This window comes from Brevundimonas sp. TWP2-3-4b2 (genome assembly GCF_049897345.1).
GTDB lineage: Bacteria > Pseudomonadota > Alphaproteobacteria > Caulobacterales > Caulobacteraceae > Brevundimonas.
In genome coordinates this window covers 520,637-542,606 of the sequence record NZ_JAFCWB010000003.1, presented here as the reverse complement: position 1 = coordinate 542,606, position 21,970 = coordinate 520,637, and the positions used below count along the sequence as shown (strand labels likewise).

Genomic DNA, 21,970 nt, shown 5'->3' with positions numbered 1-21,970 from the left:
TTTCGATGCCGCATTCGATCCTGCAACCCGTCGTCGTCCTGGTGCTCTGGTCGATGGTGATGTGGGCGTGGCTCTACGCCACGCGCCTGCCCGCCATGGTCCGGGCGAAGACGAAGCTCGACCCGACACAGCCCCGGGAGGTGATGCTGGGCGGTCTGCCGCCTCGCGTGCGGTGGAAGGCGGACAACTACAATCACCTGATGGAGCAGCCGACGCTGTTTTACGCGACGGCCCTGACGCTGGCCTTGGTCGGGCATGGCGACGGGCTGAACCTCGGGCTGGCCTGGGCTTATGTGGCGTTGCGGGTGACGCACAGCCTGATCCAGGCGCTGATCAATGTGATCCCGCTTCGCTTCGCCGTCTTCATGGCGGCGAGCGGCGTCCTGGTCGTTCTCGCCGTCCGCGCCGCAATCGCCGTCTTCCCGGTCTGAGTCCGGGTTGGACCCGAGGCTGTAAAACCCCTATCTGCCCGGCCATGCAAAGCGGCCTCCAGATCGGCGACGTATGGGTGCCCGGCCGGGTGCTGACAGCACCCATGACCGGGATCACCGACCTGCCGTTCCGGCGGCTGGCCAGTCGGCTGGGCGCGGCCTATGTCGCGACCGAGATGGTGGCCGCGGCCGAGCTGGCCCGGGCCCGGCCCGACGTCGTGCGGCGCGCGGCGGTGGGCGAGGGCCTGCCCCTGACGGTGATCCAGCTGGTCGGCCGGGATCCAGCGACCATGGCCGAGGGCGCGCGCATGGCCGAGAAGGCCGGGGCCGACATCATCGACCTGAATTTCGGCTGTCCGGCCAAGGAGGTCACGGGTTCGGCCTGTGGCTCGGCCCTGATGCGGACGCCCGATCTGGCCTGCCGGCTGATGCAGGCGGCGGTCGAGGCGACGTCGCGGCCCGTGACGGTCAAGATGCGGCTGGGTTGGGACGACGCGCACCGCAACGCGCCGCTGCTGGCGAAACGGGCCGAGGAGATCGGCGTGCGGGCCGTGACCGTGCACGGACGGACGCGGGCGCAATTCTACACCGGCCAGGCCGACTGGACGGCGGTCGGTGAGGTCAAGGCGGCGGTGGGCATTCCGGTCATCGTCAATGGTGACATCCTGACCGCAGACGACGCCCGCGAGGCGCTTCGTCAGTCTGGCGCAGACGCCCTGATGCTGGGCCGCGGTGTCTATGGCCGGCCCTGGCTGGCCGCGCACATGGAGCGGGCGCTGGCCGACGGAACCGTGCTGCTGGAGCCGGGACGGGAAAAACGGCTCGGGATCGTCATCGAACACCTTCGGGCGTCGGTCGCCTTCTACGGGCTGCCGCTGGGGCTGAAGATGTTCCGCAAGCATCTCGGGTGGTATGTTGAACAGGCCCCCTGGCCTGAAGATCCGCTGGAGCGGCGGACCGCCAAGGCCCGGCTCTGTCGCCTCGAAAGTCCGGACGAGGTGGAGCGGGAACTGGCGGGCCTGTGGCACCCAGTGACGCATAACGGCAACTCTGCTGTTGATATTCCGCCACAGCTGGTCGAAGCTGGCGTTGCATGACGGATACACCGCCCGCCGACGCAGACTCCGCGCCCGCCGCTGATCGACGCGGCGCTGTGCGATGGTTTGCCGGCTGGTCGGAGGAGCGGCGGCGTAACGCCTTCCTGATCGTCTACACCCTCGCCTTCCTGATTACCGTCGCGGCCATCTGGCTGGTGGCCGTGGCACCCGGCAGCAGCGGTGAAGGGGCGCGGTCGACCGCCAGTCAGGCGGTTCTGGGCATCCTTGGGGCCAATCTCCTGCTCATCGCCGGGCTGGCCCTGGTCGTGGGAAGACGGGCGCTGTCCCTGTTTCGGAGGCGGACCGATGCGGGGGCGCGTCTCCACCTGCGCTTCGTCACCCTGTTCTCCCTTGTGGCCATTGTGCCCGCCGTGCTGATCGCCCTCGTCTTCGGCGTGCTGGTCAACCGTGGCGTGGACCAGTGGTTCAGCGGCAATGTCCAGTCGGCGGTTGAGAACGGGGCCCTGATCGGCGAGGCCTATCTGGATGACGTCTCGGACGAAATGGATGGCGATCTTCGGGTCATTTCGGATCAATTGATCGGCGCGCGACCGCTTTTCGAAAACCGCATCCAATTCTCCGATGCCCTGACGCAGATCGCAGAATTGTTCGGCTATCCTGCCGTCTATATCCTCGCGCCGGACGGTGAGGTTCTGGCCAGTGGCGAAGCGCACGGCGCTCCGCCCTACGTCGCGCCCCCTCGCGCGGTTCTGGAGGCTGCGGCCGAGGGCGGAGAGCCGCCTCAGCAGGTCACCGAGAATCCGGACGCCGTCCGATCGCTCATCGCCCTGCCAGCCTATGGCGATGCCTATCTGTATCTGGTCAGACCCCTGAAGGCCGGCCTCATTGCGCAAATGCGCAATGGCGAGGAATCCATCGTTGCCTATCGCGAAGCCCAGCAAAGCCGCCAGCGCATCCAGGCGGCGTTCGCGCTGAGCTATGTCGAGACGGCGCTGCTGGTGCTGGTCGGTGCCATCTGGCTGGGCATGGGCGCGGCCAGCGCTATCTCGGCGCCGATCGGGCGGCTGGTCGAGGCGGCGGACAAGGTGGCGGCGGGCGACCTGACGGCGCGCGTCGACGGCGAGGACGGGCCGGGCGAGATCAAGACCCTGTCGGCGGCCTTCAACCGCATGACCGGTGACCTGCAGGCGCAGCAGGCCGCGCTGAGGGCCGCCAGTGAAGAGGCGCGAGGCCGGAGTCTGTTCATCGAGACGGTCCTGTCTGGCGTGTCGGCCGGCGTCATCGGCCTCGATCGGATGCGGCGCGTTTCGGCCATCAATGACAGTGCGGTCGAACTGCTCGCGATCCGGGACCCCCACATTATCGGCCGCCCGCTGGGGGATGTTTCGCCCGAGCTCAGTGAACTGGCCGGCCGTGCCGAGGCCCATATCGAGGAAGAGATCGACGTCAGTCTCGAGGGGGAGACGCGGCGCTTGCGCGTACGCATAGAAGGCGGCGTGGGCGGCGAGATGGTGCTGACATTCGACGACATCACCCGTCTGGTCACGGCCCAGCGCAACGCCGCCTGGCGCGATGTGGCGCGGCGGATCGCGCATGAGATCAAGAACCCCCTGACTCCCATCCAGCTGTCTGCGGAACGGCTGCGCCGACGCTATCGCGGCCAGGTCATGGACGATGTCGAGGTGTTCGATCGCTGCACCGAGACCATCATCCGCCAGGTCGGGGACATCGGCCGGATGGTGGACGAATTCTCGTCCTTCGCGCGTATGCCCGCGCCGCGCTTCACCGCAGCCGATCCCGCGGAACTGCTGCGCGAGGCGGTGTTCGCCCAGCGGGTGGCGGCGGCCGACATCGGCGTGGAGCTGATCGAGCCCCTGCCCAAGGTCGTTCTGTACGCCGACCGGCCCATGATCGGTCAGGCGCTGGCCAATATCCTCAAGAACGCCGGCGAGGCCGTGGCCGCGCGACGGGCCATCGCGCCCAGGGACGGTGACGGCCAGCGCCCCGGCATATCGGCGCGGCTGTCGATCGAGGATGAGACGGCCACCTTCGTCATCGAGGACGACGGCATGGGCCTGCCCGCCAAGGACCGAGACCGGCTGACCGAGCCCTATGTGACGACAAGGGAAAAGGGTACCGGCCTGGGCCTCGCTATCGTCAAACGCATCTGTGAGGACCACGGCGGAGAGCTGAAGCTGGCCGACGCCGAACACCTGTCAGGCGCGCGCGTCTGCCTGATCTTCCCCCTGAAAACCCAACCCAAATCGACCGGCGCTGCCGGGGCGAAGGCGGCGAAAGCCGCTCGATCCCCGGCCGTTCCGGCCGCCGAATAGCGAGGCGTCATGCGATCCACGGGAGCCGACATTCTGGTCGTCGACGACGAGGCCGACATCCGCGAACTGGTCTCCGGCCTGCTTGAGGACGAAGGCCACGCCGTGCGCGTCGCCTCCAACTCGGACGAGGCGCTGGCCGCGATCCGGGCACGGCGGCCGTCGCTGGCCCTGCTCGACATCTGGATGCAGGGCGGCGGTCTGGACGGGCTGGAGTTGCTGGACGTGATCAAGGAGCTGGACCCTGACCTGCCGGTGGTGATGATCTCGGGCCACGGCAATATCGAGACGGCGGTCACGGCGTTGCAGCGAGGGGCCTATGACTTCATCGAAAAGCCGTTCAAGTCCGATCGGCTGGTGGTCGTCGTGCAGCGTGCGCTGGAAGCGACCTCGCTCAAGCGCGAGAACCGCCGCCTGCGCGCCCAGGTCGCGGCTCCCAGTGGCTTTATCGGCCGGTCGGCGGCGGCCCAGGCGCTGCGCAGCACGGTCGCCAAGGTCGCGCCGGCCAACAGCCGGGTGCTGATTTCGGGTCCTCCGGGCTCTGGCAAGGAGCTGGTCGCGCGCCAGATCCACGAGGCCAGCGCCCGCTCCAAAGGCGAGTTCGTCGCTATCGCCGCCGCCGGCATGACCCCGGAACGGCTCGACCTGGAACTGTTCGGCGAGGAGGGCGTCGATGGACGCCCGCGCAAGATCGGTGTCTTTGAACGCGCCCACAACGGCACCCTGTATCTCGACGACGTCGGCGACATGCCGCGCGAGAGCCAGAGCCGGGTCCTGCGGGTGCTGGTCGAGCAACGCTTCCGCCGCGTCGGCGGCGAGCAGGACGTTCAGGTCGACATCCGCGTGGTCACCTCGACTTCGCGCGACCTGAAGCAGGAGATCGCCGAGGGCCGGTTCCGTGAGGACCTGTTCCACCGGCTGAACGTCGTGCCGATCCGTGTGCCCGCCCTGTCCGAACGGCGCGAGGATATCCAGGAGCTGATCGACTATTTCATCGACACCCTGTCGGCGTCGCAGGGCCTGACCCGGCGGCGCATGGGCGATGACGCCATCGCCGTGATGCAGGTCCACCCATGGCCCGGTAACGTCCGGCAGTTGCGCAACAATGTCGAGCGGCTGCTGATCCTGGCTACGGGTGATCCCGATGAACCGATCAGCGCCGACATGCTGCCGCAGGAAGCGACGAACGCCAATTCGACCGGCACCCTGGGCGGCGAACGCATCATCGCCCTGCCGTTGCGCGAGGCCCGCGAGGTGTTCGAGCGGGAGTATCTGGCGGCCCAGATCATGCGTTTCGGCGGCAATATCTCGCGCACCGCCGCCTTTATCGGCATGGAGCGGTCAGCCCTGCACCGCAAGCTGAAGTCCCTGGGCGTGTCGCCGTCGCGCGGCGGCGAGGAAGACATCGAAGAGGTCGTTGAGGAATGAGCCGCGTCGCTTACGTCAACGGCCAGTACCAGCCGCATGGTCTGGCCGTAATCCATGTCGAGGATCGCGGCTTCCAGTTCGCCGACGGTGTCTATGAGGTGTGGTCGGTCTTCGATGGCCGTCTGGCCGATTTCGACGGGCATATGACTCGCCTGCACCGCAGCCTGACAGAACTGCAGATCCCCATTCCGATGACATCCGAGGCGCTCGGCCGGGTCCTGAACGAGACCGTGCGGCGCAACCGCGTGCGCGAGGGAATCGTCTATCTGCAGGTGACGCGCGGCACGGCCCGCCGCGACCATCCGTTCCCGCCCGAGGGCACGGCGCCCAGCGTGGTCGTCACCGCCCGCTCGCTGCCGCTGTCGAAGGGCAATGCCAGCGCCAAGAAGGGCGTGGCCGTGGTCACCCACCCTGACATCCGCTGGGGCCGCTGCGACATCAAGACCGTCGGACTGCTGCCCAACGTCCTGGCCAAACAGGCGGCCAAGGAAAAGGGTGCGGCCGAGGCCTGGATGGTCGACGAAATGGGTCTGGTCACGGAAGGCTCGTCGACCAACGCCTGGATCGTCGATGAGACCGGCACGCTGAGAACGCGCGATTCCCAATCCAACATCCTGCGTGGCATCACCCGCGCGGCGGTGCTGAAGCTGATCGAGGAAGAAGGTCTGGCGTTCGAGGAGCGCGCGTTCAGCGTCGATGAGGCCAAGCGCGCCCGGGAGGCCTTCTATACGTCGGCCAGCGGTTTCGTCATGCCGGCGGTGTCTATCGACGGCACGAAGATCGGGAACGGCAAGCCGGGTCCGATCGCGACCCGTCTGCGGGCCCTGTATCTGGATCAGGCGATCCGCGACGCCATCTAGACGTTGCGGCGCCTGGCGGCCGGTGGCTAAGATGAGGGGCCGGACATCCGATCCAGCCCCGCGCCGCTCCCCCTCGGCCGGAGAACAAGCATTAACAGGCTGAACCTGCCATGTCGCAAGACAAGTCCAAGAACCTTCAGGACACCTTCCTCAACAGCGTCCGCAAGACCAAGACACCGCTGACCATCTTTCTGGTCAATGGCGTCAAGCTGCAGGGCATCGTGACCTGGTTCGACAACTTCTGTGTGCTGCTGCGCCGCGATGGCCAGTCGCAACTGGTCTACAAACACGCCATCTCGACCATCATGCCGTCGGCACCCGTTCAGCTTTACGAGCCGGAGGCGGACGAGGACTGAGTCCTCTGCTCCATCCACCGTTACCCTCGGGCCTGACCCGAGGGCCGGACGTCGTGCGGCGATGCGTCAGGGATGGCCCGATGGCCGGTGACTTCCTATCTGTCGGTCAGCACCACAACATCCGGTCCTCGGGGCAAGCCCGAGGATGACGGCGTAACGAAAGCCCGAGACCTGACAACCAAACACATCGACCACGCCGTCCCGCTGATCCGGGCGGTCGTCATCCATCCCGAGCGCTCCGGCTTCGGCGCGAGCGAGAGCTCGCGTCAGTCGGTCGAGCGTCTGCAAGAGGCCGTCGGCCTTGCGCGGGCGCTGGACCTCGACGTGCGCGCCGAGGAGATCGTGCGCATCCGCAAGCCCACGCCCGCCACCCTGTTCGGGACCGGCAAGGTCGAGGAGCTGGCCGCCCTGGTGCGCGCCGCCGAGGCCGAGGCCGTGGTCGTCGATGACGACCTGTCCCCGGTGCAGCAGCGCAATCTGGAAAAGGCCTGGGACTGCAAGGTTATCGACCGCACCGGCCTGATCCTCGAAATCTTCGGCCGCCGCGCCCGGACCAAGGAAGGCCGGCTGCAGGTCGAGCTGGCGCGGCTGGACTATGAGAAGTCGCGGCTGGTGCGGACCTGGACCCACCTCGAGCGGCAACGCGGCGGCACCGGCTCGACCGGCGGCCCCGGCGAGACGCAGATCGAGCTGGACCGGCGCCTGATCGCCGACCGGATCGTCAAGCTGAAGGTGGAACTGGACGAGGTGCGCCGCACGCGCGGCCTGCACCGCAAGCAGCGCCAGAAGGTGCCGTTCCCGACCATCGCCCTGGTCGGCTATACCAACGCCGGCAAGTCGACCCTGTTCAACCGGCTGACGGGGTCCGAGGTGTTCGCCAAGGACCTGCTGTTCGCCACCCTCGACACGACCCAGCGCACCATCCGCCTGCCGCAGGGCCGGCCGGCCATCGTCGCCGACACCGTCGGCTTCATCTCGGACCTGCCGCACGAACTGGTCGAGAGCTTCCGCGCCACGCTGGAGGAGGTAGGCGAGGCCGACCTGATCCTGCACGTCCGCGACATCGCCTCGGCCGACTCAGAGGCCCAGTCCAAGGACGTCGAGGCGGTGCTGAAGATGATCGATACGCCGGAGGGCAAGACCCGCCGTGTGCTGGAGGTCTGGAACAAGACCGACCTGCTGGCCGAGGACGTGCGCGAGGCCGTGCTGGGTCAGGCCGAACGGCTGGCCCGCGACGGCAAGGCGGTCGCGGTCTCGGCCTGGACCGGGGAGGGGGTCGAGGCCCTGCGCGAGGTCATCGCCGGCCTGATCGACGACGATCCGGAGACGGAACTGGTGCTGCTGCCCTCACAGGGCGAGGCGCTGGCCTGGCTGTACGAGAACGGGCGGGTCACCGGGCGGGATACGGACGACGAGGGCCGGACGCATGTGACGGTACGGCTGCACCCGGCGGCGCTGGGACGGTTCGAGCGGCAGTTCTCCGCGACCCGCTAAGGCGCGCGTGCGCCGCGGCCCCGGCCTGTGCTAGAACGGCGCGCTCACCGGGGTTTACGCGGTTTCGCGTGACACGGTTGAGCCTGGACCCCCCGAATGTCGAAGTCGAAAGCCGCGACGTCCAACTGGGACGTCGCCGAACTGCAACGGGGCCTTGAGGCCGCCGGGGTGGCCCTGTGGTCGTGGAACGTGGACGACGACACCTTCGCCATGGACGAGGCGGCGTTCGGGCTCTGGGGCATGACGGTCCGGCCCCACGTCACCTTCGAGGATCTCTCGTCCCACATCCATCCCGCGGACCGGGACCGGGTGCGGGCCGCCTTCGCCGCCACCCGCGCGGTGGTGGGGCCCTATGAGATCGATTTTCGCATCCTGGTCGACGGCGATGTCCGCTGGGTCTCCGCGCGGGGACAGGGCGACGACCTGGGCATGGTCAGCCGCAAGATGTTCGGCATCTTCATCGACGTGACCGGCCGCAAACAGGCCGAGGAAGGCCATGAACTCCTCGCCGGCGAGATGAGCCACCGGGTCAAGAATCTGCTGGCCATCGCCTCGGGCCTGACGGCCATCACCTCCCGCTCGGTGGATACGACGACCGATATGGCGCGGGAGTTGACCCAGCGCCTGACCGCCCTCGGCCGCGCCCATGACCTCGTTCGCCCGCTGCCCGGCGAGGAAGGCAAGGCGGCGCTGCTCGGCGACCTCCTGTCGGTCCTGCTGGCCCCCTATGACGACCTCGGCGCCTTCAGCGGCCGCATCCGGGTGTCGGTGCCGCGCATGGGGGTGGGCGAGCAGGCGGCCAACGCCCTGGCCCTGATCGTCCATGAACTGGCGACCAATTCGCTCAAATACGGTGCCCTGTCCGCCGAGACGGGGACCCTGGACGTCTCCTGCTCGGCCCACGACACCGAGCTGGTGATCGCCTGGACGGAACAGGGCGGCCCGCCGGTGCAGCCGCCCGAGGGGCCGGGCGGTTACGGCAGCCAGATGGTCGCGCGCGCCATGGCCCGCCAGCTGGACGGGGCCATCGAGAAGGACTGGGCGCCGCAGGGGCTGGTGGTTCGCTTGCGGATGAACAAGGACCGGGTCGCCCTGTAGCGGGCAGGGTTATGTCTCCTCCCCGCTCTGCGGGGAGGGGGACCGCGAAGCGGTGGAGGGGCGCTAGCCTGCCCGCTCCGCCGCCTTGGCCGCGTCCCACAGCCCGTCCATCTCGGCCAGGTCGGACTGGTCCGGCGTCCGCCCGTCCTTTGCCAGTGCCGTCTCGATGAAGCCGAACCGGCGGATGAATTTCGCATTGGCCCCGCGCAGGGCGTCTTCCGGCTCGACGCCCAGTTTCCGCGCCAGATTGGCGACCACGAACAACAGGTCGCCGACCTCGTCGCGGGCCTTGTCGAGGTCGCCGGCGGCGATCTCGACGCGGAGTTCGGCCACCTCTTCGTGCAGCTTGTCGAAGACCTCGTCGGTCGAGGGCCAGTCGAAGCCGACGCGGGCGGCGCGTTTGGTCAGTTTGGCGGCGCGGGCGAGGGCGGGCAGGCCGACGGGGACGTCGTCGAGCACGCCGTGCAGGGCCTTGCCCGCGCGCTCGGCGGCCTTGATGTCTTCCCAGCGGGCCTTCTGGGCCACGCCGTCCGGTTTCGCGGCCTCGTCGCCGAAGACGTGGGGGTGGCGGCGCTCCAGCTTGTCAGCGATGGCGTTGGCCACGTCGTCGAAGGCGAACAGCCCCTGTTCCTCGGCCATGCGGGCGTGGAAGACGGTCTGGAACAGCAGGTCGCCGAGCTCGGACTTGAGATCATCCATGTCACCGCGCTCGATGGCGTCGGCGACCTCATAGGCTTCCTCGAGCGTGTAGGGGGCGATGGTGGCGAAGGTCTGCTCGACGTCCCACGGACAGCCGCCGACCGGGTCGCGCAGCCGGACCATGATGGCGTTCAGGCGGTCGATGGGGGTCATGCGGCGGCCGCGCCGTCGCGCGCGTCCAGCGCCTTGCGGATCTCGTCATGCCGGGCCGGTGTCAGGGGATAGCCCTTGAGGACCAGCGCCGCCGCCGCCAGCAACAGGCCGGGAACCAGGATGAACAGGATCTGCAGCGTCATCAGCGAGCCCTCGCTGTTACCCTCGACCCCCGGGATGGCGCGGAAGCCGACCGCCTGCAGCACCAGATAGGGGATCAGGGCCACGACGTGGCCGATCTTGGTCGTGGCCGACAGGATGGAGAACATCAGGCCGGTGCGGTCCACGCCCGTGTCCAGCCGCACTTCGTCGCCCGCGTCGGCCATCATGGCCCGCAGAAGGAAAAGGCCGGCGGCGTAGGGCAGGCCGGCGATGAACATGGCGGCGGCGGTCAGGGCGAAATTGCCGCCGGGGACCAGGGTCGCGCCGATGTAGAAGACCGCGAAGACCAGGCTGGCGGTGGCCAACGCCTTGTCCTTGCCGATCCGGGTGGCCAGCCAGGCCCAGAAGGGGGCACCGACCAGTCCGGCGACGAAATAGAACAGCATGAACAGCGAGGCCTGGGTGTGATCGTAGCCCTTGATCTGGCCGAAGAAGAAGAACAGCAGCGAGCCGGTGATCCCGGGTGCCACGCCCAGCAGCAGGTCGGCGAACAGCAGCTTGCGCACCGTCTTCTTGCCGAACAGGCCGAGGTAGGCCTTGGGTCCCCCATGGGGAGCCGCGCCCGCGTTGACCGGCTCGGGAACCACGAACATGGCCAGGCCGATGGTGACGGGCAGGGCGATCATGATGGCCCAGCCCATGATGCGCACGCCGGCGGCGTAGTCGCCGAGGCCGGTCTGGACCACCACGGTAGGTAGGATGAGGATCAGGATCACGCCGATGATGTTGAACACCTGCCACCAGCCGTAGACCCGGCTGCGCTGGTCGTATTGCGGCGCCAGCACCGAGGCCCAGCCCAGCTGGCCCAGGGTGCCGATCGAGAAGCCGAGGTAGAGGACCAGCAACCAGCCGAACAGATAGGCCGCGCCGGCTCCGGGCTGGACGAGAACGAACATCATCAGGGCCGACAACATCAGGATCGGAATCGAGATCGCCATCCATGGCCGGTAGCGGCCCCACCGGGTCTTCGTCTTGTCCATGCCCCAGCCGATGAAGGGGTCGAAGACGATGTCGATCAGCCGCACCGCCATGAAGACCGCCGCCACCACGCCCAGCTCCAGCCCCACATAGGTCGCGTAGAACTCAGGCAGGGTCACAGGCAGGGCGACGCCGAAGGCGGCCAGCGGCAGGCAGGGCCCTGAGAAGGCCGCGAGGATGGCGTTGGAACGGCGGGCAGGGACAGGAGCGGCTTCGGCGACGGGGGCGTCGGTCATGGGTGCGTCCGGCGATCCGGCCCGAGTCGGCCGTCAGGGCCACCATGCCGATTTTGAGCGTCACGTGCGAGCCCGGGGCCAATGCGTCTCAAGGGCCTTGCGGCGGCCACACAGACAGGGCCACCATCACCGGATGCCGACGCGTCTGATCCTGCTGCTGTTGAGCGCCGCCAGCCTGTTCGTGGCGACGGCGGCCGAGGCCCAGACTCGCGGGCGGGTGCCACAGTCGGGCAAGGCCGAGGTCTGCGACGCCGATCCGATCGAATGGGCCGGCCCGGCCTTCGCCAACGGCACCTCGTGGCAGCGGATGGAATGGAAGCCGTTCGGGCCCACCGAATATGGCTGGGAGACCTATCTGCCGCTGGTTCAGCATGAGCTGGCGACGGACTGCGCCCCCAGCTCGCCGGTGTTCGCGCGGCGGATGGCCGAGTTCCAGATCGAGCATGGCCTGCCGCCGACCGGCTGGTTCGACGCGGCGACCTTCCAGACCTTCCGCGGCCTGTGGCAGGAGCGCCGGCCCTTCATCATGGCGCGGGTGCGCCAGGAGCCGTGCCCCGACCCGCCGCCGCTCTATCAGCTCGGCTATCTGGTGGAGGCGGAAGAGCACGCCGATCGCCTGACCCGGCTGCTGCGGCGCGACGTGCTGGACGCCTACCGCCGCATGGTCGCCGCCGCCCGCGCGGAGGTACCGGAGATGGCGAACGACCCCGAACTGCTGCAGATCTTTTCCGGCTTTCGCGACCCCGAGGCGGACGCGGCCCGATGTGCGGCGTCCGGCAATTGCGACGGCCTGAGACGCGCGGTCTGCTCGCCGCACCGGACCGGAACGGCGGTGGACCTGTTTGTCGGCCGTCTCGAGGACCTGGGCGTCGACGACACCTCGCCGGCCAGTCGGCTGCACATGACCCGAACCCCGACCTACCGCTGGATGGTGAGGAACGCCGGGCGTTTCGGCTTTACCCCCTATGTCTATGAGCCCTGGCATTGGGAGTGGGTCAGCCCGACAGGCGGTTACGCCGGTCAATGATCCGTATACTGACGAACGGTGAGCGGGCGCTGGCCGAGGCGTCGTTCGGCGATGCCCTGGCGCTCGATCCGGTCCGGTTCCTGTCGTCTCCCTGGCCGTTCGACCGTGCCTTTGTGGCAGGGCGCTGGTTCGGCCGTGACTGGATCGTCTGGCCGGGAGGCTCGCTGCCCGTCGATCTGGCGGTCGCGCCGATCCGGTTCCAGGCGACCTTTATCCACGAGCTGACGCATGTCTGGCAGGCCCAGCAGGGGGTGAATTTGTTGAAGGGCAAGCTGCAGGCGGGGGACCGGCCCTCATCCTACCGGTATCCCGTCGGGGTGGATTGCACCTGGGGCGGATTGAACATCGAGCAGCAGGCGATGGTGGTCGAGCACCGCTTTCGGCTGATGCGCGGGCAGGGCGCGCCCGCCGATCGCGCCTTCTATGACCGGGTTTGTCCGATCGGTCCTTAGGGACGGAACAGACGCACCCGCAGCAAGTTTTCATCCCGAGGCGCTTGCGGCCCGGCACCGATGCCCTACATCAAGCACAGGTACTGTTACGGAATGGTGCCGTGCATTTCCTGGAGGGCTTCATGCCTCGGATTCTGGTTCTCTATCACTCTACCTACGGCCACATCGAAACCATGGCCGAGGCCGTGGCCGAGGGGGCCCGCTCGATCGAAGGCGCGGTGGTGGACATCAAACGTGTCCCGGAACTTGTGCCGGACGAACTGGCGAAGGCCAGTGGCTACAAGCTGGACCAAGCGGCGCCGATCGCCACGGTGGCCGACCTGGAGACCTATGACGCCGTGATCGTCGGCGCGGGCACCCGCTACGGTACCGCGTCGTCGCAGATGCGCAATTTCTGGGATCAGAGCGGCGGCGTGTGGATGAAGGGCGCGCTGGTCGGCAAGGTCGGCTCTGCCTTCACGTCGACGGCGAGCCAGCATGGCGGGCAGGAGACGACTCTGGTCGGCCTGATCCAGACCCTGCTGCACCACGGGATGCTGATCGCCGGCCTGCCCTACGCCTGGGCCGGGCAGTCGCGGATCGATGAAGTGACCGGCGGCTCGCCCTACGGTGCGACGACCATCACCGGCGGTGACGGATCCCGTCAGCCCAGCGCCAACGAACTGGAAGGCGCACGCTGGCAGGGCCGCTATGTTGCCGAGACGGCCAAGAAGCTGTTCGGCTGATGCGCCAGCCGGCCGTCTTCTTTGGCCACGGGTCGCCGATGAACGCGCTGGGCGGTCCCTATGCGGACGTCTGGCGCGAGGTCGGCGAGGCGATCGGCAAGCCGAAGGGTGTGGTCATGATCTCGGCCCATTGGGAGACCGATGGGCCGGGTGTGACGGCGCAGGCGTGGCCACAGACCATCCACGACTTCGGCGGCTTCCCCGACAGCCTGCACGCCATGCAATACCCGGCACCGGGCTCGCCCGATCTGGCAGGACGGGTTGCGGAGCTGACCGGCGCGACGCCGACGACGGACTGGGGACTGGACCACGGCACCTGGTCGGTGCTGGCCCACGTCTGGCCCGAGGCGGATGTGCCGGTGGTGCAGCTGTCGCTGGACCGCACGCTGGACGCCCAAGGACATTTTGACCTGGGTCGCAAGCTGTCGGCCTTGCGTGATGAAGGTGTGGTGATCGCCGGCTCTGGCGATTTCGTGCACAATCTGCGGACCTGGAAACGGACGGGCGGTGACGCCTATCCGTGGGCGACCGGCTTCAACGAGGCGGTCAAATCGGCCCTGATCCGTGGCGATGACGGCGCGCTGATCAACTGGGTCGGACTGGCCGGGGACGCGCAGATGAGCGTGCCGACCGACGAACATTTTCTGCCGCTGCTCTACGTCGCCGCCCAGCGCCTGCCGGGCGACGACGTCAGCTTCTTCAATGATGTCATCGACGGCGGTTCGATCTCGATGACGGGCGTGCGGATCGGCTAGTCGAGACGCTGGTCAGGCGGCCTTGTCGATTTCCGCCAGCCGCTGGATCGACACATAGTCGGTCTTGCCGGTGCCCAGCACGGGCACCTCGGCGACGCGCATGATCTTTTTCGGCACGGCCAGTTCCGGGGCCCCGTGGCTGCGGGCCCATTCGGCGAGGCGCGCGACGTCGGCGTCGTTGCGGTCGGTGAAGAGGACCAGCTTCTCGCCCTTGCGGCTGTCGGGGATGGAGACGACGGCGTGACGCGAGTCGGGCCAGACCGCGCTGGCCAGACCCTCGACGGCGGTCAGGGACACCATCTCGCCGCCAATCTTGGCAAACCGCTTTACCCGACCGAGGATGGCGACATAGCCGTCCTTGTCGATGTCGACGATATCGCCCGTGTCGTGCCAGCCGCCCGCCAGCGGCTCGATCGATTGCGGATCGTCGGCCGACAGATAGCCCCGCATGACATTGGGACCGCGCAGGAACAGCCTGCCGCCCTCCGAAATGCCGTCGACCGGGTCGATGCGCCATTCCATGCCGGGCAACATCTGCCCGACGGTGCCGGGGCGATTGCGGTCCGGATGATTGACCGCCACCACGGGCGCGGCCTCGGTGGCACCATAGCCTTCGAGCAGCTTCAGTCCGTGAAATTTGGTGTTGTAGAGGTGATAGGTTTCGTCCTTCACCTTTTCCGCGCCGGCCACGACGAACTGCAGACTGGCGAAGTCGTCCGGCCCGGCCACGCGCGCCCACTGGTTCAGGAAGGTGTCCGTGGCGAACAGAAGCGAGGCCTTCACCTCGTGAATCAGCTCGACGATCTGTTTGGCGTGCAGCGGCGACGGGTACTGGAAGGCCTTCATCCCGTTCAGGATCGGCAGAAGGACCCCGCCGGTCAGGCCGAAGCAGTGGAAGGTCGGCAGGGGATTGAGCACGATCCAGTCGGGATCCAGCGCGATATGCTGGGCCACCTGACGGCAGTTGGCGACCAGGTTCCACTGGCTGAGCACCACGCCCTTGGGCGCGCCGAAACTGCCCGAGGTGAACAGCACCACGCCCGGCGAGGACGGGTCGGTCTTCACCCGGAAGCGTTTGGGCATCAGGCCCGCCATCAGGCCATAGACCTTGTCCTGCAGGCCGATCGTCTTGCGCACATCGTCCAGCCAGACGATCTCGGCCACCGTGGTCAGGTCGTCCAGCAGGTCGTCCAGCTTGGCCTGTGTGACGAAGCGTTTGGCGGTGAGGATCTTCTTCAGGCCGGACGCCTTGATCGCCGCCTTGATATTGGCCTCGCCCGAGGTGAAATTCAGCATCACCGGCACACGGCCGTGGGCGTGCAGGCCATAGTAGGTGACGACGACGCCCATGCTCGAGGGCAGCAGGATACCGACCCGCTCGCCCGGCGCGGTCATGTCGGCAATCTTGCGACCCAGCACGAAGGCGGCCCGGAGCAGGCCCGTATAGGTCAGGGGCTTGCGGTCCTGGTCTTCCAGAATTTCCTTGTCGCCGTACTTTTCGCGGGCCGCGATCAGGGCGTCGAAGATCGTCTCCTCGCCGGCCTTGGGGTCCAGGGGTACGCGCAAAGACATCCTCCGTGCCGGGTTTATCCCGGCCTTGTGTTGAGCGCGCAAACTAGAGCCGCAATGTCGGCTTGAAAAGATGTGTTACCCGCCGTGAAGCCTGAGCCTGCCTTGCCTTCGCCGCGCGGAAGGACGACATAGCGGTTCCGCATAGCCCGGAGCCCGCGACGCCTTGGTCACGCTGATCGATACACTGACAAAGACGCCGGCTGAATTGCGTCATCCGGAAAAGCAGAACCGTCCGGAGACGGCCGTGTTGCGCAAGCCCGACTGGCTGCGCGTCAAGGCCCCCGGCTCGGGCCAGTACAATGAGACCAGGGCCATCGTGAAGGCCAAGGGCCTGGTCACCGTCTGTGAAGAGGCGGCCTGCCCCAATATTGGCGAATGCTGGAGCCAGAAGCACGCCACCCTGATGATCATGGGCGACACCTGCACGCGCGCCTGCGCCTTCTGCAACGTCAAGACGGGCCTGCCCCAGCCACTGGACACCGAAGAGCCGGGCAAGGTCGGCCTGGCCGTGGCGCAGCTGGGTCTGAACCATGTCGTCATCACCTCCGTCGACCGGGATGACGTCGCTGACGGCGGTGCGGCCCATTTCGCCGAAGTGGTGCGCCAGATCCGCCTGCAGGCCCCGAACACGACCATCGAGATCCTGACGCCCGACTTCCTGCGAAAGGACGGCGCGGCCGAGGTGGTCATCGATTCGACGCCCGACGTCTTCAACCACAACCTCGAGACCGTGCCGCGGCTGTATCTGAAGATCCGGCCCGGAGCCCGCTACTTCCACAGTCTGCGCCTGCTGCAGATGGTCAAGGAGCGCGACCCCAACCAGTTCACCAAGTCCGGCATCATGGTCGGCCTGGGCGAGACCCGCGAAGAGGTCATGCAGGTCATGGACGACATGCGTTCGGCCGGCGTCGACTTCATCACCATCGGCCAGTATCTGCAGCCGACCCGCAAGCACGCCGCCATCGACCGGTTCGTCACGCCGGACGAGTTCAAGGCCTATGAGGCCATCGCCCGGGCCAAGGGCTTCCTGATGGTGTCGTCCTCACCCCTGACCCGCAGTTCGCACCATGCGGGAAACGACTTCGCACGGCTGAAGGCGGCGCGCCTTTCGCACACCGGACGCTGACCACCGCTTGGCCGTCCACCGCGTCACCCGCATCCTGCCCTACACCCCTGCCCAGCTCGCGCAGCTGGTCGCGGACGTCGAGAGCTACCCAAATTTCGTCAGGTGGGTGACGTCCATGCGCGTCTGGAACCGCCGCGAGGAAAGTGCCGGTGTCGATCTGCTCGATGCCGAAGCGCAGGTGGGGTTTTCGTTCCTCAAGGAGCGGTTCTCGACCTGGGTCCGGCATGACCGCAATGCGCCGCTGGTCGAGGTCGGATTGTTGCGTGGACCGTTCCGGCACCTGAAGAACCGCTGGGAGTTCCATGAGGACCCCAAAGGCACGCGGCTGGAGTTCACGATCGATTTTGCCTTCAAATCCCCGCTGCTGAACGCGGCGCTCCAGTCCAATTTCGAGCGGGCGGTCTCCATGCTGATCGGCTCGTTCGAGGCGGAGGCCGCGCGGCGGTTCGGTCCAAAGCCGTGAGCGATTTCGACTTCGACGCCGTCGTCGTGGGGGCCGGGGCCGTGGGCCTTGCCTGCGGCCGGGCGCTGGCGAAGCGGGGGCTGTCGGTTCTGGTCCTGGAGAAGGAACCGCATATCGGGCAGGGCGTCTCGTCGCGCAATTCCGAGGTCATCCACGGCGGGCTCTACTACCCGACGGGGTCACTGAAGGCGTATTTTTGCGTCGAGGGGCGGCGCGCGCTGTACGCCTTTCTCGAGAGCCACAAGGTCGACTACCGCAGATGCGGCAAGCTGGTCGTGGCCACGGACGAGGCCGAGGTGGACCGGATCGAGGCGATCTTCCAGCAGGCGACGGCCAACGGCGTCGAGGGGCTGGAGCACTTGACCGGGTCACAGGCCCGCGGGCTGGAGCCCGGGCTGAACGCCCATGCCGCCATCCTGTCACCCGAGAGCGGGGTGTTCGACAGCCACGGCTATATGCTGGCCCTGCAGGGTGAAATCGAGGACGCGGGCGGCTCGGTCGTCGTCTCGACCCCGTTCGAGCGGGCAGAGCCGCTGCCCGGCGGCGGGTTTAAGATCACCGCGGGCGGGGAGGCCGGGGCGACCCTGACCACCCGGCTGCTGGTCACCGCGCCGGGGCTGGCTGCACAGGCCGTGGCGGCCCGGATCGCCGGCTATCCCGCTGACCGCATCCCGGCCGGGCATTTCGGCAAGGGCGTTTATTTCCGCCTGACCGGCAAGGCTCCGTTCGAGCGGCTGATCTATCCGCCGCCGATCCCCGGCGCGCTCGGCACCCACTACCGCAAGGATCTGGGTGGCCAGGCCGTGTTCGGGCCCGATCTGGCCTATGTCGAAACCGAGGACTATTCGGTCGACGCCGCCAAGGCCGCCGAGTTTGAGGGCTATATCCGCCGCTTCTGGCCCGGCCTTACGGCCGGGGCCCTGACCCCTGACTACGCCGGCATCCGGCCCAAGCTGCATGGGCCGGGGGAGGCGCAGCCAGATTTCCAGCTGCGCGGCCGTGAAGACCACGGGATCGACGGTCTGGTCGCCCTGTTCGGCATCGAGAGTCCCGGCCTGACCAGTTCGCTGGCAATTGGCGAGGCGGTGGCGGGAAGGCTGACTGATGGATGACGTGACGTTCCGCCCGGCGACGGCTTCTGACGTGCCGCTGATCCAGCCGCTGGTGCACCATGCCTACCGCGGCGACCGGGCGCGGGTGGGCTGGACTCACGAGGCCGATCTGCTGGACGCGGCCCGCATCGACGAACAGGCTTTGTCTGAAAGCATTGGCGATCCGGGCCAGGTGATCGTGCTGGCCGAACGGGACGGTTTGCTGATCGGCTGCGTCCATGTGACTGACAAGGGCGAAGGGCTCGCCTATCTGGGCATGCTGACCGTCGATGCGACCTTTCAGGGTGGCGGACTGGGTCGCCGGCTGATCGAGCAGGCCGAGGCCATTGCCCGCTCCCGGCTCGCCGCTGATCGTATGGAGATGACGGTTATCGTTCAGCGGACCGAGCTGATCGATTGGTATGAGCGGCGGGGATATGCGCTGACCGGCGAAACGCGGCCATTTCCCACTACGGACCCCCGTTTCGGCGTGCCCCTTCGAAGTGATCTGGCCTTCGTGGTGCTGGAGCGGGCTCTCACGTGACGCGGATCGTCACCGAGCGTCTGCTGCTGCGCACCGCCGAGTCAGGAGACCTGGACGCGATGCACGCTGTCCTGTCAGATCCGCGCGCCACACTCCGGTGGTCGACCCCGCCGCACGAGACGTTGGACGAGAGCCGGACGTGGCTGGACGCCATGATCGCCAATGGTCCCGACCATCTTGACTTCGTCATCGAGCTGGACGGCCGGGTGATCGGCAAGGCCGGGTTCTGGAGATTGCCCGAGGTCGGCTATATCCTGCATCCCGATGTCTGGGGGCAGGGGCTCGCCGCCGAGGCCGTGGGGGCCGCGATCGACCATGTGTTCGAGACACGCGACCTCGACATCCTGACCGCCGACGTCGATCCGGAGAACGCGGCCTCGATTCGCCTGCTGCAGCGGCTGGGCTTCGTCAGAACCGGCTTTGCAGAGCGCACCTGGAACGTGGGCGGCGTCTGGAAGGACAGCTTCTACTACGCGCTGTCGCGGGCGGATCGGGCCTCCAGGGTGGCCGGACAAGCTCCCGCTTGAACTCCGGGCCGGGTTGAGGCATAAGCCCGCCCTCGCTGGCGGCTCTTTCGGGCCGCCGCTGTTGTTTTCGCGCTCCTGCAGCGCCGAGTTAGAAGATTGAGACGGACATGGCCGTTCCGAAGCGCAAAGTATCGCCCTCGCGTCGCAACATGCGCCGCGCCCACGACTCGCTGGGGACCAATCCCTATACCGAGGACAAGGACACGGGCGAGCTGCGCCGTTCGCACCACATCGACCTGAAGACCGGCACCTATCGCGGCCGTCAGGTTCTGACGCCCAAGGAAGACTAGGTCTTTTCAAGGCTTCGGCTGAAGGATTGACGGCGCGCGGTGACCCGCGCGCCGTTTTCATGCGTTGATGCTCCGAACCAAAGGAGCCAGGCCCATGATCCGCCCCCTGTTGCTGACGACCACCGTGCTGCTGCTGGCTGCCTGTGGCGCGCCCGATGCGGAACCCGGACCCGCCGCACCGGCCGCTGTACCCGCCCCGCCGGCGACGCCCCCAACTCCCGCCACTAACAACGCTGTGACGGCCGAAGGCTGGGGCCCGCTGCGAATCGGCATGACCCGCGCCGAGGTCGAGACCGCCCTGGGGGCCGATTCCAGTCCGGGCACCGTCGGCGGTCCCGATCCGGCGTCTTGCGACATCTTCCATCCGGCGAGGGCCCCGCAAGGGCTGCGGGTGATGGTCGAGGACGGCGCGCTGACCAGTCTCTGGCTGGACCGGGGTGCGACCCTGAAGACTGATCGTGGTTTCGGTGTCGGTGATCAGGCCGCCGCCATCAAGACGGCCTATGGCAAGGCGGCGACCACGAGCCCGCACAAATACAGCCCCGCGCCTGCGGAATATGTCACGGCCTGGAGCCGCGGCGGCGCGGCCGGCTACGTCCAGGATCCGGCCGCACGCGGCCTCAGCTATCACATTGGAACCGACGGCCGGGTCGAGCATGTGGCTGTCGGCGGACCCAGCATCCAGTATGTCGAGGGCTGCGCCTGACGGGTTGAGGTTGGCGATTCGGCGGGGGCTGCGGTAAACCCCGCCGAACTCCCTGACAGCAGAGCGCCCTCATGACCGACATTGCCGACATCGTTGCCCGCCAGATCCTCGACAGCCGCGGCAATCCGACGGTCGAGGTCGATGTGATCCTCGACGACGGCAGCTTCGGCCGCGCCTCGGTGCCCTCGGGCGCGTCCACGGGCGCGCATGAGGCGGTCGAACTGCGCGACGGCGACAAGGACCTGTGGGGCGGCAAGGGGGTCGGCAAGGCGGTCGACAACGTCAACGGCGAGATCTTCGACGCCCTGTCCGGTATGGACGCCGAGGACCAGCGCCGCATCGACGAAGCCCTGATCGCGCTGGACGGTACCGAGAACAAGGGTCGGCTGGGCGCCAACGCCATCCTTGGCGTGTCCCTGGCCGTGGCCAAGGCCAGCGCCATCTCCTCGGGCCTGCCGCTGCATCGTTACCTGGGCGGCGTCTCGGCCCGCATCCTGCCGACGCCGATGATGAACATCATCAACGGCGGGGCCCATGCCGACAATCCGATCGACATCCAGGAGTTCATGATCCTGCCGACCGGGGCCGAGAGCTTTTCCGAAGCTCTGCGCATGGGCTCGGAAATCTTCCATGCCCTGAGGACGCAGCTCAAGGACGCCGGCCACAACACCAATGTCGGCGATGAGGGTGGTTTCGCCCCCAACCTGGCCTCGGCCGAGGAAGCACTGAGCTTCATCACCCGCGCGGGCCAGGCGGCCGGCTACCTGGCCGGCGAGGATTTCCACCTCGGCCTCGACGTCGCCGCGACCGAATTCTTCAAGGACGGCAAATACGTGATGGCCGGCGAGGGCAAGACGCTCGAGGCCGAGGCCATGGTCAACTACCTCGCCGACCTGTGCGAACGCTTCCCGATTGTCTCGATTGAGGACGGCTGCGCGGAAGACGATTTCGACGGCTGGCGGCTGCTGACCGAGCGTCTGGGCGATCGCTGCCAGATCGTCGGTGACGACCTGTTCGTCACCAACCCGGCCCGACTGGCTGCCGGCATCGGCGAGGGGCTGGCCAACTCCATTCTGGTAAAGGTCAACCAGATCGGGACCTTGTCCGAGACTCTGGACGCCGTCGATATGGCCCATCGTGCCGGCTACACCGCCGTCATGAGCCACCGTTCGGGCGAGACCGAGGATGCGACCATCGCCGACCTGGCCGTCGCCACCAACTGCGGACAGATCAAGACGGGCTCCCTGGCCCGCTCGGACCGCACGGCCAAATACAACCAGCTGCTCCGCATCGAGGAAATGCTGGGCGACCAGGGGGCCTATTTCGGCGACGGCATGCTGCTGAACCGGTAGCAAGCGGGCGGCAGTTCTTACGGCCAAGCTACGGTTCGTTAGGCATTTTCGGACAGA

Annotated in this window: 23 protein-coding genes; 20 read left to right on the top strand and 3 right to left on the bottom strand. The window is 67.5% G+C overall.

The window, feature by feature from the left end; translation table 11 throughout:
- Positions 1-5: 5 nt before the first annotated feature.
- From ACP7AS_RS09785 to ACP7AS_RS09750, 8 genes are all read left to right on the top strand, one after another.
- On the top strand, positions 6-431 hold the full coding sequence (locus tag ACP7AS_RS09785; protein ID WP_426028676.1) for an MAPEG family protein: 426 nt from the start codon (positions 6-8) through the stop codon (positions 429-431).
- Between the two features lie 44 nt (positions 432-475).
- Positions 476-1,528, top strand: a complete 1,053-nt coding sequence (gene dusB / locus ACP7AS_RS09780; RefSeq protein WP_426028675.1) for a tRNA dihydrouridine synthase DusB — start codon at positions 476-478, stop codon at positions 1,526-1,528.
- Entirely contained in the window at positions 1,525-3,822 is a 2,298-nt protein-coding gene (locus ACP7AS_RS09775) for an ATP-binding protein (protein WP_426028674.1), read from the top strand. Before dusB ends, ACP7AS_RS09775 begins: the two co-directional genes overlap by 4 nt.
- A 9-nt stretch (positions 3,823-3,831) precedes the next feature.
- Positions 3,832-5,247, top strand: coding sequence for a sigma-54-dependent transcriptional regulator (locus ACP7AS_RS09770; RefSeq protein WP_426028673.1), 1,416 nt, complete (start codon positions 3,832-3,834; stop codon positions 5,245-5,247).
- Positions 5,244-6,107 carry a D-amino-acid transaminase gene (locus ACP7AS_RS09765; protein WP_426028672.1) on the top strand — a complete coding sequence of 288 codons (864 nt, stop codon included), beginning with the start codon at positions 5,244-5,246 and terminating at the stop codon, positions 6,105-6,107. The genes ACP7AS_RS09770 and ACP7AS_RS09765 overlap by 4 nt, the downstream gene beginning before the upstream one ends.
- 110 nt (positions 6,108-6,217) lie before the next feature.
- Complete coding sequence (gene hfq / locus ACP7AS_RS09760; protein ID WP_055830158.1) at positions 6,218-6,463, top strand: RNA chaperone Hfq; 246 nt, start codon at positions 6,218-6,220, stop codon at positions 6,461-6,463.
- Positions 6,464-6,634: 171 nt separating this feature from the next.
- Positions 6,635-7,957: a GTPase HflX gene (hflX, locus tag ACP7AS_RS09755; RefSeq protein WP_426028792.1), complete on the top strand. Its 1,323-nt coding sequence runs from the start codon at positions 6,635-6,637 to the stop codon at positions 7,955-7,957.
- A 96-nt stretch (positions 7,958-8,053) separates the two neighbouring features.
- On the top strand, positions 8,054-9,055 hold the full coding sequence (locus ACP7AS_RS09750; protein WP_426028671.1) for a sensor histidine kinase: 1,002 nt from the start codon (positions 8,054-8,056) through the stop codon (positions 9,053-9,055).
- Positions 9,056-9,118: 63 nt separating this feature from the next.
- On the opposite strand, the gene mazG is transcribed toward ACP7AS_RS09750, so the two are convergent.
- The gene (gene mazG / locus ACP7AS_RS09745; protein WP_426028670.1) at positions 9,119-9,907 is read right to left on the bottom strand and encodes a nucleoside triphosphate pyrophosphohydrolase; all 789 of its coding nucleotides are present in this window, start codon (positions 9,905-9,907) and stop codon (positions 9,119-9,121) included.
- Positions 9,904-11,283, bottom strand: coding sequence for an MFS transporter (locus ACP7AS_RS09740; RefSeq protein WP_426028669.1), 1,380 nt, complete (start codon positions 11,281-11,283; stop codon positions 9,904-9,906). The genes mazG and ACP7AS_RS09740 overlap by 4 nt, the downstream gene beginning before the upstream one ends.
- 133 nt (positions 11,284-11,416) lie before the next feature.
- Here ACP7AS_RS09740 and ACP7AS_RS09735 point away from each other — a divergent pair, with 133 nt between their 5' ends.
- The 4 genes from ACP7AS_RS09735 to ygiD all read left to right on the top strand — a co-directional run bounded on the left by ACP7AS_RS09735 (position 11,417) and on the right by ygiD (position 14,242).
- Positions 11,417-12,310 carry a D-alanyl-D-alanine carboxypeptidase family protein gene (locus ACP7AS_RS09735; RefSeq protein ID WP_426028668.1) on the top strand — a complete coding sequence of 298 codons (894 nt, stop codon included), beginning with the start codon at positions 11,417-11,419 and terminating at the stop codon, positions 12,308-12,310.
- Positions 12,307-12,762, top strand: coding sequence for a hypothetical protein (locus tag ACP7AS_RS09730; protein ID WP_426028667.1), 456 nt, complete (start codon positions 12,307-12,309; stop codon positions 12,760-12,762). The genes ACP7AS_RS09735 and ACP7AS_RS09730 overlap by 4 nt, the downstream gene beginning before the upstream one ends.
- 122 nt (positions 12,763-12,884) lie before the next feature.
- Positions 12,885-13,487, top strand: coding sequence for an NAD(P)H:quinone oxidoreductase (wrbA, locus tag ACP7AS_RS09725; protein ID WP_426028666.1), 603 nt, complete (start codon positions 12,885-12,887; stop codon positions 13,485-13,487).
- Complete coding sequence (ygiD, locus tag ACP7AS_RS09720) at positions 13,487-14,242, top strand: 4,5-DOPA dioxygenase extradiol (RefSeq protein WP_426028665.1); 756 nt, start codon at positions 13,487-13,489, stop codon at positions 14,240-14,242. Before wrbA ends, ygiD begins: the two co-directional genes overlap by 1 nt.
- 12 nt (positions 14,243-14,254) lie before the next feature.
- On the opposite strand, the gene ACP7AS_RS09715 is transcribed toward ygiD, so the two are convergent.
- Positions 14,255-15,814, bottom strand: a complete 1,560-nt coding sequence (locus tag ACP7AS_RS09715) for an AMP-binding protein (RefSeq protein WP_426028664.1) — start codon at positions 15,812-15,814, stop codon at positions 14,255-14,257.
- A 163-nt stretch (positions 15,815-15,977) separates the two neighbouring features.
- Between ACP7AS_RS09715 and lipA the strand changes: the two genes are divergently transcribed.
- The 8 genes from lipA to eno all read left to right on the top strand — a co-directional run bounded on the left by lipA (position 15,978) and on the right by eno (position 21,913).
- Positions 15,978-16,940, top strand: coding sequence for a lipoyl synthase (gene lipA, locus ACP7AS_RS09710; protein ID WP_426028663.1), 963 nt, complete (start codon positions 15,978-15,980; stop codon positions 16,938-16,940).
- 7 nt (positions 16,941-16,947) lie between these two features.
- Positions 16,948-17,403, top strand: coding sequence for a type II toxin-antitoxin system RatA family toxin (locus tag ACP7AS_RS09705; protein WP_426028662.1), 456 nt, complete (start codon positions 16,948-16,950; stop codon positions 17,401-17,403).
- Entirely contained in the window at positions 17,400-18,515 is a 1,116-nt protein-coding gene (locus ACP7AS_RS09700) for an NAD(P)/FAD-dependent oxidoreductase (protein ID WP_426028661.1), read from the top strand. The genes ACP7AS_RS09705 and ACP7AS_RS09700 overlap by 4 nt, the downstream gene beginning before the upstream one ends.
- Entirely contained in the window at positions 18,508-19,038 is a 531-nt protein-coding gene (locus ACP7AS_RS09695) for a GNAT family N-acetyltransferase (RefSeq protein WP_426028660.1), read from the top strand. Before ACP7AS_RS09700 ends, ACP7AS_RS09695 begins: the two co-directional genes overlap by 8 nt.
- On the top strand, positions 19,035-19,565 hold the full coding sequence (locus ACP7AS_RS09690; RefSeq protein WP_426028659.1) for a GNAT family N-acetyltransferase: 531 nt from the start codon (positions 19,035-19,037) through the stop codon (positions 19,563-19,565). Before ACP7AS_RS09695 ends, ACP7AS_RS09690 begins: the two co-directional genes overlap by 4 nt.
- A gap of 107 nt (positions 19,566-19,672) precedes the next feature.
- Entirely contained in the window at positions 19,673-19,855 is a 183-nt protein-coding gene (rpmF, locus tag ACP7AS_RS09685) for a 50S ribosomal protein L32 (protein WP_055830178.1), read from the top strand.
- 94 nt (positions 19,856-19,949) lie between these two features.
- Entirely contained in the window at positions 19,950-20,561 is a 612-nt protein-coding gene (locus tag ACP7AS_RS09680) for a hypothetical protein (protein ID WP_426028658.1), read from the top strand.
- Positions 20,562-20,632: 71 nt separating this feature from the next.
- Positions 20,633-21,913, top strand: coding sequence for a phosphopyruvate hydratase (eno, locus tag ACP7AS_RS09675; protein ID WP_426028657.1), 1,281 nt, complete (start codon positions 20,633-20,635; stop codon positions 21,911-21,913).
- Positions 21,914-21,970 lie beyond the last annotated feature (57 nt).

Bases quoted from the DNA above. Each gene is read 5' to 3' on its own strand.
- ACP7AS_RS09785 (WP_426028676.1), top strand. From the start codon at position 6: ATGCCGCATTCGATCCTGCAACCCGTCGTCGTCCTGGTGCTCTGGTCG.
- dusB (WP_426028675.1), top strand. From the start codon at position 476: ATGCAAAGCGGCCTCCAGATCGGCGACGTATGGGTGCCCGGCCGGGTG.
- ACP7AS_RS09775 (WP_426028674.1), top strand. From the start codon at position 1,525: ATGACGGATACACCGCCCGCCGACGCAGACTCCGCGCCCGCCGCTGAT.
- ACP7AS_RS09770 (WP_426028673.1), top strand. From the start codon at position 3,832: ATGCGATCCACGGGAGCCGACATTCTGGTCGTCGACGACGAGGCCGAC.
- ACP7AS_RS09765 (WP_426028672.1), top strand. From the start codon at position 5,244: ATGAGCCGCGTCGCTTACGTCAACGGCCAGTACCAGCCGCATGGTCTG.
- hfq (WP_055830158.1), top strand. From the start codon at position 6,218: ATGTCGCAAGACAAGTCCAAGAACCTTCAGGACACCTTCCTCAACAGC.
- ACP7AS_RS09750 (WP_426028671.1), top strand. From the start codon at position 8,054: ATGTCGAAGTCGAAAGCCGCGACGTCCAACTGGGACGTCGCCGAACTG.
- mazG (WP_426028670.1), bottom strand. From the start codon at position 9,907: ATGACCCCCATCGACCGCCTGAACGCCATCATGGTCCGGCTGCGCGAC.
- ACP7AS_RS09740 (WP_426028669.1), bottom strand. From the start codon at position 11,283: ATGACCGACGCCCCCGTCGCCGAAGCCGCTCCTGTCCCTGCCCGCCGT.
- ACP7AS_RS09735 (WP_426028668.1), top strand. From the start codon at position 11,417: ATGCCGACGCGTCTGATCCTGCTGCTGTTGAGCGCCGCCAGCCTGTTC.
- ACP7AS_RS09730 (WP_426028667.1), top strand. From the start codon at position 12,307: ATGATCCGTATACTGACGAACGGTGAGCGGGCGCTGGCCGAGGCGTCG.
- wrbA (WP_426028666.1), top strand. From the start codon at position 12,885: ATGCCTCGGATTCTGGTTCTCTATCACTCTACCTACGGCCACATCGAA.
- ygiD (WP_426028665.1), top strand. From the start codon at position 13,487: ATGCGCCAGCCGGCCGTCTTCTTTGGCCACGGGTCGCCGATGAACGCG.
- ACP7AS_RS09715 (WP_426028664.1), bottom strand. From the start codon at position 15,814: ATGTCTTTGCGCGTACCCCTGGACCCCAAGGCCGGCGAGGAGACGATC.
- ACP7AS_RS09695 (WP_426028660.1), top strand. From the start codon at position 18,508: ATGGATGACGTGACGTTCCGCCCGGCGACGGCTTCTGACGTGCCGCTG.
- rpmF (WP_055830178.1), top strand. From the start codon at position 19,673: ATGGCCGTTCCGAAGCGCAAAGTATCGCCCTCGCGTCGCAACATGCGC.
- ACP7AS_RS09680 (WP_426028658.1), top strand. From the start codon at position 19,950: ATGATCCGCCCCCTGTTGCTGACGACCACCGTGCTGCTGCTGGCTGCC.
- eno (WP_426028657.1), top strand. From the start codon at position 20,633: ATGACCGACATTGCCGACATCGTTGCCCGCCAGATCCTCGACAGCCGC.